General features: G+C 38.9%; 12 protein-coding genes and 3 tRNA genes. 1 reads left to right on the forward strand and 14 read right to left on the reverse strand.

All coding sequences use genetic code 11. The annotated features are described in order from the left end of the window. Positions 1–97: 97 nt before the first annotated feature. From EO113_RS07340 to EO113_RS07360, 5 genes are all read right to left on the reverse strand, one after another. Entirely contained in the window at positions 98–688 is a 591-nt protein-coding gene (locus EO113_RS07340) for a phosphatase PAP2 family protein (protein WP_127135953.1), read from the reverse strand. 174 nt (positions 689–862) lie between these two features. After that, complete coding sequence (locus tag EO113_RS07345) at positions 863–2,122, reverse strand: S-layer homology domain-containing protein (protein WP_127135954.1); 1,260 nt, start codon at positions 2,120–2,122, stop codon at positions 863–865. 285 nt (positions 2,123–2,407) lie between these two features. After that, positions 2,408–3,655: an S-layer homology domain-containing protein gene (locus EO113_RS07350; RefSeq protein ID WP_164726353.1), complete on the reverse strand. Its 1,248-nt coding sequence runs from the start codon at positions 3,653–3,655 to the stop codon at positions 2,408–2,410. Between the two features lie 282 nt (positions 3,656–3,937). Then, on the reverse strand, positions 3,938–5,212 hold the full coding sequence (locus EO113_RS07355; protein ID WP_009353524.1) for a putative porin: 1,275 nt from the start codon (positions 5,210–5,212) through the stop codon (positions 3,938–3,940). Between the two features lie 398 nt (positions 5,213–5,610). Further along, positions 5,611–7,635, reverse strand: coding sequence for an ABC-F family ATP-binding cassette domain-containing protein (locus tag EO113_RS07360; RefSeq protein ID WP_127061260.1), 2,025 nt, complete (start codon positions 7,633–7,635; stop codon positions 5,611–5,613). 188 nt (positions 7,636–7,823) lie between these two features. Between EO113_RS07360 and EO113_RS07365 the strand changes: the two genes are divergently transcribed. After that, a complete protein-coding gene (locus EO113_RS07365; RefSeq protein WP_009353548.1) occupies positions 7,824–8,183 on the forward strand; it encodes a hypothetical protein in 360 nt (119 codons plus the stop codon). A 119-nt stretch (positions 8,184–8,302) separates the two neighbouring features. Here the strand turns inward: EO113_RS07365 and EO113_RS07370 are convergent, their stop codons facing one another. The 9 genes from EO113_RS07370 to EO113_RS07410 all read right to left on the reverse strand — a co-directional run bounded on the left by EO113_RS07370 (position 8,303) and on the right by EO113_RS07410 (position 16,287). Then, complete coding sequence (locus EO113_RS07370; protein WP_127011240.1) at positions 8,303–9,421, reverse strand: glycosyltransferase; 1,119 nt, start codon at positions 9,419–9,421, stop codon at positions 8,303–8,305. A gap of 307 nt (positions 9,422–9,728) precedes the next feature. Continuing rightward, positions 9,729–10,040 (reverse strand): HU family DNA-binding protein, encoded by a 312-nt coding sequence (locus EO113_RS07375; protein ID WP_009353537.1) that lies wholly within the window; start codon positions 10,038–10,040, stop codon positions 9,729–9,731. A gap of 47 nt (positions 10,041–10,087) precedes the next feature. Then, positions 10,088–10,879, reverse strand: coding sequence for a nucleoside triphosphate pyrophosphohydrolase (gene mazG / locus EO113_RS07380; protein ID WP_127011242.1), 792 nt, complete (start codon positions 10,877–10,879; stop codon positions 10,088–10,090). Then, a complete protein-coding gene (locus EO113_RS07385) occupies positions 10,876–12,420 on the reverse strand; it encodes a polysaccharide biosynthesis C-terminal domain-containing protein (RefSeq protein ID WP_127135956.1) in 1,545 nt (514 codons plus the stop codon). The genes mazG and EO113_RS07385 overlap by 4 nt, the downstream gene beginning before the upstream one ends. A gap of 1 nt (position 12,421) precedes the next feature. Beyond that, positions 12,422–15,703 (reverse strand): transcription-repair coupling factor, encoded by a 3,282-nt coding sequence (gene mfd, locus EO113_RS07390; RefSeq protein WP_127135957.1) that lies wholly within the window; start codon positions 15,701–15,703, stop codon positions 12,422–12,424. 55 nt (positions 15,704–15,758) lie between these two features. Further along, the gene (locus EO113_RS07395; RefSeq protein WP_009353527.1) at positions 15,759–15,941 is read right to left on the reverse strand and encodes a hypothetical protein; all 183 of its coding nucleotides are present in this window, start codon (positions 15,939–15,941) and stop codon (positions 15,759–15,761) included. Positions 15,942–16,030: 89 nt separating this feature from the next. Further along, a tRNA-Leu gene (locus tag EO113_RS07400) sits at positions 16,031–16,114 on the reverse strand. 6 nt (positions 16,115–16,120) lie between these two features. Next, positions 16,121–16,197: transfer RNA gene (locus tag EO113_RS07405), tRNA-Arg, on the reverse strand. 14 nt (positions 16,198–16,211) lie between these two features. Beyond that, positions 16,212–16,287 (reverse strand) — tRNA-Trp (locus tag EO113_RS07410). Positions 16,288–16,471 lie beyond the last annotated feature (184 nt).

Genomic DNA, 16,471 nt, shown 5'->3' on the forward strand with positions numbered 1-16,471 from the left:
ATGACCTCCTATACACTATATGTACCAGTATGTGTATTAAACTAATGATACATTATATAACTATACACTTATAAACTATTGCCCCCTACTACTGTGATTAGTATCTTTCTTCCTGTTGAAATCGTTTCATATAAGCATACATAAGTCGTCTATCCAGTCCTTTGTATACACGAACTACACCACGACGTAAAAGTTTGTTATATAGAGCAGTTAAAATCCATACTAAAATGAAAGCCCCTAGTATGTCCCCAGGGTAATGATTCCCTACAAACACCCGAGAGATTCCTACTAAAATAGAACCATATACCATCCAGGTCCCCAAATTCCAACGATAATATAGGATACCGCAGGCAAGAGCCATAGTTCCTACTGCATGGTCACTTGGGAAACTTGCATCTGCTGCATGATTCACAATTAAAACCACATTATGGTCCACAAACGGACGATTTTCATAGAACATAGATCCTAAGATGAAACTACCAAGTAAGCAAATCAAAAAAAGTACACCAGTAGCAAAACTTTCACCACGTAGTTTAAAGTTTCGAGTACGGAAACCTTGCATATATAGCCCAGCTAATATAAAAATATAAATGTACGGTACAACTTTAGAAATGACTATCATTAGGGCATCTAATACAATACTCTGGTTAGCCATATCATTGATAAGCGAAAATAACCAATAATTCATTATAACACCTTCCGTTTCCTAGAAATGAATATATTATGTCTTATTATATCATGTTCCTAGTATATTGTAATGCATTGATTATAAAGTATACATTATAGATAAAAATATACACCTAAATTATACACAAAAAAAGAACTCCCGAAGGAGTTCTTTTTTATATGTGTAACTAACAAATTAGAATTTGTAGTTAAGTTCTGCACGGTAGTATTCAGGTAAGTTGTTGTCTTTTTTAGCTTGAGTTTTGCTATCGAATGTAGCATAAGCAGAAAGACCAACGTTTTTAGCTACAGTGTAATCTACAGTCGCTAAGTAACCTCTGTAGTTTCTGTTTTGATCATTCAAGTTCCAAGTGTTGGACACTACTGGGGATGCTTGTTTCAAGTCGAAGTATTGAACTTTTGCGCCCCAAGTACCAGCTTTAGCCATATCAGCTTCGCCATAACCTACACCTGCAGTCCAAGCTTCACCTGCTGCACCTTTAGTTTCTTGTTTAGCATATTCGCCACCAACCCAAACTTTTTTACCAAGTTTAAGGTCTAAGGATGTACCATATACATTATTAATACCTTTTTCATGAACATCAGCATAGAAACCTTTTACAGTCACTTTTTCAGTTGGCATGTAGTTTAATTGGTAAACGGAAAGTTGAGCATTTGTTTTACGGTCAATACCACCAAGATCCGTCGGTTCAGCTTGTCCTTCTGCAAGGTAAGATCCACCTTGTAAGTAACCATATGCTACAGATGCATTCAATTTATCAGTACCAACTGTTCCTACAGCACCTTCGAAGTAGTCATCATATACTAAGCCATTACCAATCATTAAATCTTGACGACCAGCTGTTGCTGTAGCATATTTACCGAAGTTATGTTGTACATATACATGGTCAACAGACGCTTTTGTAGTATTGTCTTTATCATTTTGACCAAATTCTTTTTCAGTAGCTACACGAACCACTGCTTTAGTGTTGTCATTTACTGTAGCATCGAATTGTACACGAGCACGGTAGTCAAATTTAGATTTGTAAGTGTTTGTATCTTCATTTTTAGCATTTTGATAACGAAGACGAGCATCACCAGTGAATGCGAAGTTGCCTACTTTGTTTTCTAATGTGGAAACACGAACGCCTAAGTTGTTCAATTCAGCGGAGAATTCGTTAGCTAAACGGTTGATGATAGCATTTTGTTCAGCATCAACACGATCTTGACGAACCAAAGCTTTAGCTACCATTTGAGCCATTTCATAACGAGTGATGTTTTGTTGGCCTTTGAAAGTGCCATCTGGGTAACCGTTAACGATACCTTGGGAAGCCAATTGAGCTACTGCTTGGTATGCCCAATCTTGTGGAGTTACATCGGAGAATGGGTTTGCTGCGAATGCAGAAGTTACACCCAATACTGCTGTTGCAGCTAATACTGCTAAATGTTTTTTCATGATAATTACCTCTCAATGAAAAATAAAATAATATAAACCGTCTCCTATAGTGAGTCAGATTGGATTATATCATTGCATTACTTTTCAATGGAGTGTCCACGTTTCCTCACATATAAGCAATACATTTCTGTAATCGAGTCTAATTCTTCTATATTTGACTTGAGTCCATCATAACACAAGAAATAATAAAACTCAACAATATTTTTCCGTTTTTTACTCAATTCGTTTAATTCTGAACAAAAAAAGAACTCCCGAAGGAGTTCTTTTGTATGTGTAACTAACAAATTAGAATTTGTAGTTAAGATCTGCACGGTAGGATTCAGCTTTAGCTTTATTATCTTGACCTTTAGTGTCAATAGTAGCAGTAGCAGCAAGACCTACATTTTTAGCTAGAGCATATTTAGCTGTTGCCAATACACCTTTTTGATCTTTATCCACAAAGCTTAATGTAGTGTCAACTAATGGTGCATCTTTTTTAATATTGTAGTATTGACCTTTTACAGACCAAGTACCTTGTTTTGCCATGTTGTAGTTACCATAGCTTAAGCCAGCTGTCCAAGCTTCACCATTTGCACCTTGAGTTTCTGTTTTAACATATTCACCGCCAGCCCAAACTTTGTTACCAAGTTTAAGATCTAGAGATGCACCATATGCATTGTCTACATTCTCTTCGTGAACGTCAGCATAGAAGCCTTTTACTGCTACTTTTGCTGTTGGATTGTAGTTCAATTGATACACAGATACTTGTGCATTTTGCGCGCGATCTATTTTATTAAGTTTTTTTGCATTTTTCGAATCGTTTTCTCCTGGTGCAAGATAGGAACCCGATTGCAAGTAACCGTATGCTACAGACGCATTTAATTTATCTTTACCAGCTGTAGCTACTACACCTTCAAAAGTACCATCAAATGCAAGACCATTACCAACTACTAAATCTTGACGACCAGCAGCTACAGTTGCATATTTACCAAAGTTATGTTGTACATATACACGGTCGATAGATGCATTTGTAGTATTTTTATCATCATTTTGGCCAAATTCTTTACTGTTAGCTAAACGAACAACTGCTTTCGTATTGTCATTTACAGTTGCTTCGAATTTTACACGACCACGGTATTCGAATTTAGAATCACGTGCATCATTGGAACCAGTGTAACGAAGACGAGCATCACCAGTGAATTTGAAGTTGCCTACTTTGTTTTCCAATGTAGCTACACGAACGCCTAAGTTGTTCAATTCAGCGGAGAATTCGTTAGCTAAACGGTTGATGATAGCGTTTTGTTCAGCGTCAACACGATCTTGACGAACTAAAGCTTTAGCTACCATTTGAGCCATTTCATAACGAGTGATGTTTTGTTGGCCTTTGAATGTACCATCTGGGTAACCATTAACGATACCTTGGGAAGCCAATTGAGCTACTGCTTGGTATGCCCAATCTTGTGGAGTTACGTCGGAGAATGGGTTTGCTGCGAATGCGGAAGTTACACCCAATACTGCTGTTGCAGCTAATACTGCTAAATGTTTTTTCATGATAATTACCTCTCAATGAAAAATAAAATAATATAAACAGTCTCCTATAGCTAATCAGATTGGATTATATCATTGTATTACTTTCCAATGGAGTGTCCACGTTTCCTCACATACAAACAATACATTTCTGTAATCGAATCTAAACCTTCTATATTTGACTTGAGACCATCATAACACAAGAAACTATGAAACTCAACAATATTTTTTTATTTTTTACTCAATTCGTTTAATTTTCTACAAAAAAAGAACTCCCGAAGGAGTTCTTTTTTATAGTTAACTTTCAAATTAGAATTTGTAGTTAAGTTCTGCACGGTAGTAGTTCGCTAATTTATCGCCAACTAAGTTTTTACCATGTAATTGAGCATTAGCTGTTAAACCAACGTTTTTAGCTACTGCATAGTTAACAGTTCCTAACCAACCTTTGAAATCATATACAGATTCCATTGGTAAGTTATATGTAGTAGAGTTTACAGGGTTATCTTCACCAAAGCGGAAGTATTGTGCTTTTACATCCCAAGAACCAGCTTTGGAGATATCGTACATACCATAGCCAATGCCAGCAGTCCAAGCTTCTCCGTCTTCACCAGCGGATTCATAGCGAGTATATTCAGCACCCGCCCAAATTTTATTGTTTGCACCAAAACGTGTATCTAATGCTCCACCAAAGAAGTTTTCAGAGCCTTCACCATGTTGTTGAACATAGAAACCTTTTGCTTCTACATGTTTACCTACTTTTGCATTTACTTGGTATGTTGTAGATTGGTAACGCTCTTCTTTAGAAAGTTCAGCAAGATCTCCATCTAACATATAACCATGTGCTACAGATGCATTTAATTTATCTTTACCAAATGTTGCTTGAGCACCTTCAAAAATGCCATCATAAGCGAAACCGTTACCAATTACTAAATCTTGACGGCCTACAGAAGCTGTTGCATATTTACCAAAGTTATGTTGTACATATACATGATCTAAAGTTGTTTCAGGATTTCCTGTAGCGCCAAACTCTTTGTCGCCTGTTGCTAAACGAACTACTGCTTTAGTGTTGTCGTTTACAGTAGCTTCGAATTGCACACGTCCACGGTAATCAAATTTGGAACGTTTGCTAGTTTTTTCAGTAACATCACCATATACATTAGTTTCTGTAACGTTTACATAGTCATTACCACGATCATTAGAACCTTGGTAACGAACACGTGCATCACCAGTGAATTTGAAGTTGCCCACTTTGTTTTCTAATGTGGAAACACGAACGCCTAAGTTGTTCAATTCAGCAGAGAATTCGTTAGCTAAACGATTGATAATAGCGTTTTGTTCAGCGTCAACACGATCTTGACGAACTAAAGCTTTTGCTACCATTTGAGCCATTTCATAACGAGTGATGTTTTGTTGGCCTTTGAATGTGCCATCTGGGTAACCGTTAACGATACCTTGGGAAGCCAATTGAGCTACTGCTTGGTATGCCCAATCTTGTGGAGTTACGTCGGAGAATGGGTTTGCTGCGAATGCAGAAGTTACACCCAATACTGCTGTTGCAGCTAATACTGCTAAATGTTTTTTCATTGTTAGTACCTCTTACTAAAAACATAAAATTACTTAATCTTTTCTGAATCATATAACAAAATTTATTCTACATATACAATTCATCTTTATATTTTTAAAAGAGTATCCATGTTCCCTCTAATAATTCACATCGATGGTTTATATATGTATTCTAAAAAGTTTCGTTATATCCATTTACTTAAATGTATGAAAAGACATTTGTATAATAACATAAATTTAAAGAAAGCACAACTATTTTTTTCGATATCCCTCTATGATGTCAAACAAATTTTATTTAAAACACTGACAATAAGCTATTTTCTATAAATTATAAACTTGAAGAAATAACAAAAAAGAACCCCTTAAGGGGTTCTTTTTCATAGGTAACTAACAAATTAGAATCTGTAGTTTAGCTTTTCTTATTTTCTCTCCTCCAATTCCAACCAACGTAAGGTACTCATATCCAACTCTTCTACCACTTGTTCTCGTTCTTTGATGGTACTTTCAATGGCTTCATAGTCACTACCCCCTTGAGCAATCATAGCATCATAGGCTTTCACTAGACCTTCTAGTTCCGCAATGTGAAGTTCTAATTGTTCAAGTTCTTTCATCTCCCCTAAGGTCAGTTTCTTTTTGGCACTCTCGTTGCTATCTATCGTAGTCGATACTACTTCTGGATTCATACTAGTATTCACATCTATGCCTGTATCACGTGATCGGTTTTGTACACCTCCACTTTCAGCATCTACTACCGTCCCTTCATTGGCATGGTGTTCCGCATTCTGCTCCCTAGAACCAGCGGAGCCACCCTGTACCTGCACAGCATGACGTAGGACACCACGTTTTGTATCACCACCCATGGCGCTCGTTAGCTTCGTATCCGCTTCATAATCAGAGTAACCACCATGGTATATCTCGATATGGCCTGCTCCAGTGAATACAAAGAGTTTATCTACCACCCGGTCTAAGAAGTACCGATCATGACACACGGTGATGACAATACCGCTATAAGAATCTAAGAACTCTTCTAAGACTTCTAAGGTTGGAATATCTAAATCATTGGTAGGCTCATCTAGGAGTAGCACATTGGGGGCATCCATTAAGATGCGAAGTAAAAATAATCTTCGCTTTTCCCCACCAGACAGTTTACGGATGGGCAAACCATGGTGGGATGGAGGAAATAAAAAGCGTTCCAATAATTGACCTGCACTTAAGGAACTGCCATCGGGCAAGTGCAAATACGAGCGATTTTCTCGAATATAGTCCAACACCCGTTGGTCCTCTTTAAAGGTCGGCAATTGTTGCGAGAAATATCCAATCCGAACTGTTTCTCCACGCCCCATAGTCCCACCTGTCGGTTCTAGGGACCCTTGGAATAGCTTCATCAACGTAGTCTTACCAATCCCATTAGGTCCTACCACACCAATTCGGTCATGACGTACCATATGGTACGTAAAGTCTCTAATCACTTCTCGTCCTGTAGGATACGCAAAGGACAAGTGCTCTATATCAAAGATGGTATTTCCTAAGCGAGAGGCTAATACTACGGGATCCACAGTGCCTACTTTTTGTCGTTTTTCCATAGCTTTCAATTGCTCGAACCGTTGCAACCTTGCCTTTTGTTTTGTTGTACGCGCCTTTGCACCACGGCGCACCCATTGTAATTCACTGGCAATCAGTTTTCTGCGCTTTTCCTCAATGGCATCTAACTGTGCTTCTCGTTCTTCTTTCAAGGATACATAGGTTTCGTAAGTCTCTTGAAATTCATATATAGTCTGATTCGATAGTTCCCATATGGTGTTACATACGGCATCTAGGAAATATCTATCATGGGTGCTCAATAATACAGCCCCTTTTCTATCTTTTAAGTATAGTTCTAGCCATTCAATGGTGGCCTCATCCAAATGGTTCGTCGGTTCGTCAAGCAATAATAAATCACAAGGATAGACCAAGGCTCTAGCTAATGCTAATCTTCGTCGTTGTCCCCCAGATAATGAGTTTGCTGGCCCATGTACATCATGAAAGCCAAGGCGTGTCAATATCATTTTTGCTTCTTGTTCTACAACCCAGCCATCTTCTTCATCCATGCGCGCTAATAATTTCATATACTGCGAGGATTCTGGGTCTTGTAAAGCTCTTTCAAAATCTCGAACCAGTGAAAGTTTAGGATGGTCTCCTAATAATACATTATCTAGCAAGGTACTACTTTCATCAATATACGGATCTTGTTCCAATCGATGAATCGTAGCCTTCCCATTCCGTTCTATACTACCTGTATCTGGTTCTTGTGTTCCTTCCAACACCTGCAATAAAGTTGTTTTTCCCGTCCCATTGACCCCAATTAAGCCAATGCGATGATGAGAGGCTATGGTGACATTTACGTTTTTAAACAATAGCCGAGTGCCATACGATTTTTCTATGTTTTGTAATGTTAAGATATTCATGTGTTTCCTTTCAATACATTTGCTAATATCCTACTTATCTACATATGTAATAGGTATATTATCTATTGAAACCATTGTTATCATATCTAAATTTTATATCTTTGTAAACACACATTCCTCCATTGACACACCTACTGTCATGGATTAGAATGAAAGTAACATATTCATTATTTTATAAGGAGGTTGTCATGGACACTGACACGGTTCAGCAAGAGTTTGAAGATATTGGTTTTGAAATTGTAGAAGTTGACGAACGGGACGTCCTATTATACGAACTATCTGATGGTAGCGAAGAGGAAGATGGTCAATATGCCATTATTTCCGATGAAGATGGACGTATTCCTACTGCAATGGATACACCTGTAATTGTATCCGTGTATGATGATAATGATGCATTTCAATGGAGCGTAACACTTCCAAATGGAGAGGAACTAAAAGAATTATTCCTTCGTGTGGAAAGTGCGGAAGAATTACTAGATACTTTGCAAGATATTCGCAATGAAAATATTGAGCGTTACGATTCTGAAATGGACTCCTATAGCGAGTAATACAGCAAAAAGGCTGTCGCACCATGTAATTTACATGTTGTGACAGCCTTTCTTAATACAACTGTATAAGTAGGAGGCCATACTAGTCGGCATCCTAAGTCCTGTATTATGTTATCTTTCTATTCAAGCATCTCCTGTTTATGTGCCAGCATGTCCTCACAAGCAGCTACGATTTCCGCGGCTCCATCTACTTTCCAAGCCTTCGCTGCTTCATGCATAGCCTGTAAGCGTTCATGGTTTTGTAATAACGCACCTACTACATCATCCAAGTTTTCAATATGACGTGCCCATTTGCCACAGCCCTTCTGTTCTAACAGTTCTGCATTAGCCTCTTCTTGCCCAGGAATGGCATTGAAAAATACCATAGGTACGCCTATGGTAACGCCTTCCATACAAGTCAATGCCCCTGGCTTTGTCACAAGCAACGTCGCCTTTCGCATCAATTCAGGGATTTCATTGGTATAGCCATATATGGAAATAGGCGTTCGTAAGGATTCTTTCATATGATGCAAAGAGTTATATAACCCATCGTTCAAGCCTGCCACTACATGAATTTCATCAATCCCCGGTACATGATCTAGCCGTTGTAAGGCTTCTTCTACACAGCCTAATCCAAGTCCACCACCCATGAGCAATACCCTCTTACAAGAATCACTGCCATAAGGTTCTTTTAAAGGTGTAAAGAAGTGACGCATAATAGGAATACCCGTGACATGAATTTTTTCTAAAGGTACACCCATGTTCAACACTTCATACACCATGGATGGCGTAGCTACATGATAGGCATCGATTTCATCATAGCGCCAAAATTGGTGGGCTGCAAAGTCAGTCATAACGGCTACAATAGGAATCTCTATTTTTCGATGTCGTTTCAACACACTTGCTGCCCCACAAGGAAATGGATGGGTACACACAATTAAATCTGGCTCTTCCTTTTCTATGAGTTTTTCCATCCGATTCTTTAGCATCCAAGACACTACCGTTTGGGCTACGCTTCCTTTCCATTCAGCACCAGACCAACGATAGACAATATCATAGAGGAAAGGAAAGAAGTCTAACATTTTAAAATAGGTTTCTTTCAATAGGTTATCAAAGGAAAACGTATCTGTCCCTAAAAAGTCTACATGATGCACGACTGCACTTGGATCTTTCTGTTGCCAATATTCTTGAATCGCCAGTGCCGCTTGCGTATGACCCGTACCAATTGACGCCGATACAATTAAAATACGTTGACCCATGTGCCCTCCTTTCTTTAGATAGCCTCTAATGATGTATGTTTATCTCACCAATTCTTACTAAGCAATTACATTATGTCTATTCTATCATAGATTCGAAGAGATACAAAACATTCCCTCTCCTAATCGACTACCTCCAATCCCTATTTTTGCCATATATTGGGAGATATAGTATACATATGTCTACCATTGCCTCAACATATATGAATGTTGAATATAAAAAAGAACGCTTCCTTCCCATGCAAATGTAAGAAAATATCAATTTGCAGAGGAATGTAGCGTTCTTTTTGTATTTTAGGAATATCCTGAATTATTTTTTACGAACTTTAGTAGATGCTTTAGCAGCTGGTGCGTTCACAAGGTCTTTTAATTGTTTACCTGCTTTGAAAGCTGGGGATTTGGATGCTGGAATTGTCATTTCTTCTTTCGTACGAGGGTTGCGGCCAATGCGTTCAGCACGAGTACGAACTTCGAAAGTACCAAAACCAATTACTTGTACTTTTTCTTCTTTAGCTAATGCTTCGCCAATTGTGTCGAATAAAGCTTTTACTGCTTTTTCAGCATCTTTTTTTGTCAATTCAGCTTTAGCTGCAACGCTTGCGATTAATTCAGTTTTGTTCATGATTGAACCTCCCTTAAAAATAGTATTCTTTTAACTTAATCATGCGATTAAAGTTCCACCTTTGCCGCCTCCCAAAATTCATCTAGCTCTTTGAGAGTAAAATCCTCCCATTTGTTTCCACTCTGTTGAACCTTTTTTTCCACATAAGAAAATCGCCGTATAAACTTTGTATTTGTGCGGTGTAGTGCGTTTTCTCCGACTATTTTATACCATTTAAACAGATTTATCAAGGAAAAAAGTACATCTCCCCCCTCTTCTTCCGCTTTTTCTATGTCTTTTTTGAATATTTCTTGCTTAAATTCATCTATTTCTTCATAAAACTTAGCCCATACCCCTTCTTCACTAGGCCAGTCGAACCCCACTTTACTTGCTTTCTCTTGTAATTTTTGAGCCCGTAATAAAGCTGGTAATCCTGGAGAAATTCCATCCAAAATAGATGTGCGTTCATGCCCTTTTTCTTTTGCTTTCAATTCTTCCCAAGTTGCTAATGTATCTCCTACTGTTTCTCGATCTGCCCTTTGAAACACATGCGGATGTCGTCTCACCATTTTAGCGGTAATATCATTCACCACATCTTGCATGGTAAAATATCCATTTTCCTCTGCCACTCGTGCATGAAATACGATTTGCAACAATAAATCTCCTAATTCTTCCCGTAAATGGTCCACATTCTTTTCATCAATAGCTTCTAATGTTTCATATACTTCTTCTAGCAAATATCTACGTAGTGAACTATGTGTTTGTAATTTATCCCAAGGACATCCATTAGGGCCTCGTAATTCAGCTAATACATCTACTAATGGATCCAATGTAAAGGAACTCGTTTCTTTTTGACTCACTTAGAACCACCTTTCTTCATGGCTTGTTTTGCCAAATCTGTAAACTCTTTCACCTGCATGGTTTTCGTTATACTTAGTGCTAATACATATAGTACAATTCCTAAAAGAATAGATAATGCTACACTCATGGTATTAGATAGGATAGTACTCATAAAATTATAAAACATCACTGTGCCACCACCCATGGCTAAGGAGGAGAATAGTATTTTTCCAATTTCTAAGAAAGAAATAGTAAATGATGTACTTCGATACAATATATACAAGTTTGCTACCGCAGCTATACCAAAATCTACATTAGTGGCCCATGCAGCACCTTCTATCCCCCATTGCGGTGTTAAATAGAGATTTAATAAAATTTTTAATACTGCTCCTAAGAGTAAAGTAAACATAGGAATCGCCGTACGTCCTAACCCCTGTAAGGCACCGGTTGTTACTTGTTGTACACCTAGTAGCCAAATGCTAGTGCTAAGAACAGCAATAGATCCACCTGCATTAGGGGTATCAAACATCATCTGAGAAATCGGTGTAGCCAATACACATAATCCTACAAAGGCAGGAATAGTTACAATATTCGTCATCCGTAGCGCGGTCTCCATGCGATGATGGATTTCTTCTCTATCTCGGTCTCTATGCAGTCTAGATATGGCCGGTACTAAACTAGTGGCTAAGGACATAGTCACTATAACAGGCAAGCTGATAAGAGAGGTCGCCATGCCTGTTAAATATCCAAATGCTGTAGTAGCCTCTTCTTTGCCATAACCAGATAGCATCAATTGTTGTGGTACTAGCCATAAATCAATGGCTCCAATGAGAGGTATCATAATATTGGCTACGGCCACTGGAAAGGCTAGTGTCATTAAGTCTTTTATAATGGTCTTCGGTGATTCTAAAGGAAATATTTGTCCTTCTAATTTAGATTCTCGACCATAATAATACAGTAACACCACTAATCCTAGGCCTACGCCAATGACAGAAGATAACGCTGCACGACTAGAGGCTAATTCAATCCCCTGTGGTAAAAAGTAGATAGCTGCCCCCACCATCACTAGTACACGTCCTAACTGTTCACATACCTGTGATATACCAGTAGGCAACATATTTTGAAATCCTTGAAAATAACCTCGAAAACAGGCCAATAAAGAAACAATCCCAATGGCAGGTGCTACCGCTAATAACGCACCTTCTGCTCGGTTATCTGTAATCAATCTGATTTCGATAACATAAGGAATAGCAATATAGAAGGCTACACTTAGCAATACACCTAGCATCCCCATAGTAGTCAATGCTACCTTGAAAATATGCCGAGCTCCTCTATAGTCCTCTTGTCCCACTTTGCGAGCAATCATAATAGAAAGAGCGACTGGTAATCCTGCTGCTCCAATACTGATAATTAGTTGATACAAAGAATAGGCCATTTGGTACAGACCCACCCCTTCGCCTCCTAAGATACGGGCTACAATGACTTTACTGACCGCCCCTATGACCTTCACCAATAACCCTGCTACGGTTAAGATCATAGCTCCTTTCATAAATCCTGTCATATTAGCCCTCCTTTGGAAGTTTTCGTTCAAATTCACTCAGTACTTGTTCTACTTGGCGGATTACATCGCCAGATTGTAATGTATAGGCCCATACAGTGGGGTTTGAGCCTCGATGTTTCATATGTTTCCATATATCTTCACTGATGGCACCCATATCCCAGTCTTCCATTTTAGACTCATCTTGCCAAGTAAAGAGAATATTCCCATCCTTACGAATGACACTCTTCATGCCTAAAGCACGAGCTCGTTCCTTAATCATGGCCAATTTAATCAGACGTTCCACTGGTTTTGTAGGAGATCCAAAACGGTCAATTAATTCATCTACAAAATCGTCTAAACCAGCTTTTGTATCAATTTGTAGTAATCGTTGATACACAGAAATCTTTCGTGCCTCATCATGAATATAATCACTATCGATAAAGGCATCTATGCCTACATCCACCACTGGTGCTAGTAATGGTCGGTCTGGCATATCTTTTTTCTGGGCTTTTGCAATCGCTTCTTCTAACATGGCAGCATACATAGCAAAGCCGACAGCTGCGATATTACCATGTTGTTGCGCACCTAATAAATTGCCTGCCCCTCGAATTTCCATGTCGCGCATAGCTAACTTAAATCCTGCGCCTAATTCGGTAAATTCCTGGATGGCCTTCAACCGTTTTTCGGCACTTTCATTTAACACCTTATCTGGGCGATACATAAAATATGCATACGCCCGTTGACTAGAACGCCCTACTCGTCCGCGCATTTGATACAACTGTGACAAGCCCAAATGATCTGCATCGTAAATAATAATGGTATTGGCGTTTGGAATGTCTAAGCCCGTTTCAATAATACTAGTACATAAGAGCACATCATATTGTCCTTCTGTAAAATCCTGCATCACATGTTCCATCATGGTCCCCGCCATTTGTCCATGAGCCACTGCAATGCGTAGGTCTGGCATAGCTCGCTGTAACTGTTCTTCCATATGCGCAATAGACTGTACCTTATTGTACACAAAATATACCTGTCCACCTCGTTGTAGCTCACGACGAATAGCTTCCGTCACTACTTGCATATCAAACTCTACAACATAGGTTTGTACTGGTAATCGTTCCATCGGTGGCGTATGGATGACACTCATTTCACGAACCCCAACCAAAGACATATGCAAGGTCCGTGGAATTGGCGTAGCGCTGAGGGTTAAAATATCAATATTAGTAGCCCATTGTTTCCACTTTTCTTTTTGTGCCACCCCAAACCGTTGTTCTTCATCTACTACTAATAGGCCTAACCTTTGGAATTGAATTTTCTTACTTAATAACGCATGTGTGCCGATTAAGATATCTACCTGTCCATCTTGTACAGCCTTAATAATATCCTTCTTTTCTTTCGCTGACCGGAATCGATTTAACACTTCTACGCGCACTCCAAATTGTGAGAATCGATACATGAATGTTTTAAAATGTTGCTCTGAAAGCACCGTTGTAGGTACTAACATAGCCACTTGCTTACCGCTCATAACAGCTTTAAACATAGCGCGCATAGCCACTTCTGTTTTACCGAATCCAACATCCCCACATAACAGTCGGTCCATAGGGCGTGGTAATTCCATCGACGCCTTAATCTCTTGAATCGCTTGTAATTGATCATCGGTCTCTTCGTAAGGGAACTGGTCTTCAAACTCTCGTTGCCATGGTTGGTCTGGTAAAAATGCATAGCCCTCTATAAGTTCTCGTTTCGCATACAACTCTACTAAGGTATCTGCTAAATCATCAATAGATTTTTGGGCTTTCGATTTTGTCTTAACCCATTCCTTACCACCCATTTTATGTAGTTTGGGCGTAACTCCTTCATTACCAATATATTTTTGTAATTGATCCAAATGGTCTGCCGGTAAAAATAAACGATCTGTACCAGCGTAATCAATTTCAATATAATCTCGATGAATGCCTTCCGTCTCTATGGTCTTCAGTCCTCGATATTTACCAATACCATGGATGCTATGTACTACATAATCCCCAACGGTAATATCTGTAAAATATTTAATCTCCTGACCTTTATCTACTTTCTTACGAATTTTTTTCTTCTGAAAGCCAAAAATATTCCCTTCTGTGATGACCGTTAGATTTGAATGTGGTAATTCAAATCCCTCTGAAAGTATGCCCTCCACAATAAGAACTGCAGGTGCTGTCCATTCCCATGTATCTCGATACACATAGGATATCTTATTTTCAAGTAACGCACTTTCTATTGCTTCACGGCGTTGCTGATTGTGTAATACCAATACAATTTGTCTATTCAAGGATGCATTAAACTTAATATCATCCATAAGCATTGGAATTTGCCGCTCATAGGAGGCAATAGATTTTCCCATCATACCGATGGTCTGTACCTTCCCCCACCCTGCAGAGCGTTGCATCATACTGAATAAAATAGTGGTATGCGCCTGAGAAGATGCTTTCCAATCCTTCCAACGCAGATATAGCTCTTCATTCGTCGCATCTTCTTTATGAACTTTACCTAACGCTTCTTCTAACCGTTTTGGCTCGTCTAAAATTAATACGCCACTACTTAAATAAGAGAGTATAGAGCAAGTTTCCTCATCATTATCCGCGTGTATAGGTAAGACCATACATTCCGAAGTTTCCCCCATAGAGCGTTGCGTATCCACATTGAACTGACGCATAGTATCAATCGTATCGCCAAAAAATTCAAGACGAAAAGGAAATTCACTTTGGATAGGAAATACATCTAAAATATCTCCACGCACGCTAAAATGACCACGATATTCCACCTGGTCCACTCGTTCATATCCAATTTGTACTAATTTTTCTAACAGGATTTGCTGATCTATGTCTTGCTCTACCTGAAGCGTTAACATATGATCTAACACGGTACAAGGTTCGCCTACAAATTGACTAGCTTCTTCTATAGTAGCTAATACAATCACTGGTTTGCCCAAAGCTAGATTTCCTAAGGTCTCCATCCGTTTTGCCTGTGTATCTAAACTTTTTGCCGTCCATTGTGAAAGGGAGCGATCCACAATAGGATAAGATAATACTTTAGCATATGGTAATAGACATTGTATATCCCTTTCCCACAACTCTTTATGGGTTTTATCATGGGTCACAATAAGGGTTGGTCTTTGCTCACCTTCTAATGTAGCTTGACTATACAGAAAAGATTTCTGTGATCCTCCTAATCCATAGATTTGGGTAGCTCCTTTTTTATAAAAAGAGTCTACAATATCCTTCATAGTCCCTTTTATATCTAATATAGGCTTATATGTCATCGACATATAGTATTTCCTTTCTTATATGAAAAAGAGCTATAGTTATCTATAGCCCCTGTGATTATTCTAGGTTTTCTTTAATCGCCGTATTCGTGGACTCTTCAATATAATGAAGGGCTGCATAAATTAAATATGCACCTACAGTAAGACCGAAGAAAAAGGCTTTGAATATTTCTTTGTTCCAACGAGTTTCACGTAAACCAGAAACCGCAGATGCTAAAAAGCTTAAGTCTGTAACTTTCATAGCAACCTCCTTGTATCAACACTTAAATTTATATTCTTACACTAGATATACAAAAAAAGCGAATATAACTATTCGCTTATCTTTAAAATTGGTGCGGGAGAAGGGACTTGAACCCCCACGCCAATGGCGCCAGATCCTAAGTCTGGTGCGTCTGCCAATTCCGCCACTCCCGCATAAGATGGTGACCCAGGAGGGATTCGAACCCCCGACCTTTTGATTCGTAGTCAAACACTCTATCCAGCTGAGCTACTGAGTCATATGTAATTTAGTTGGCAGGGGCAGTAGGACTTGAACCCACAACCAACGGTTTTGGAGACCGCTACTCTACCAATTGAGCTATACCCCTATCTTTACGACTTACTCAGTATAACGTAAAGTTGATACTTTGTCAAGTGATTCTTGTAGCAGAACCAAGTTTTTAGCTGGGCTAGCAGATGCTAGCCCCCGCTAAGTTTAATCAGCAACTTCCTATCCTCCCAGGCCGTTTCCAGCCAAGTACTTTCGGCGTTTACGAGCTTAACTACTGTGTT

It is taken from the genome of Veillonella sp. 3913, assembly GCF_003992235.1.
Classification (GTDB): Bacteria; Bacillota; Negativicutes; order Veillonellales; family Veillonellaceae; genus F0422.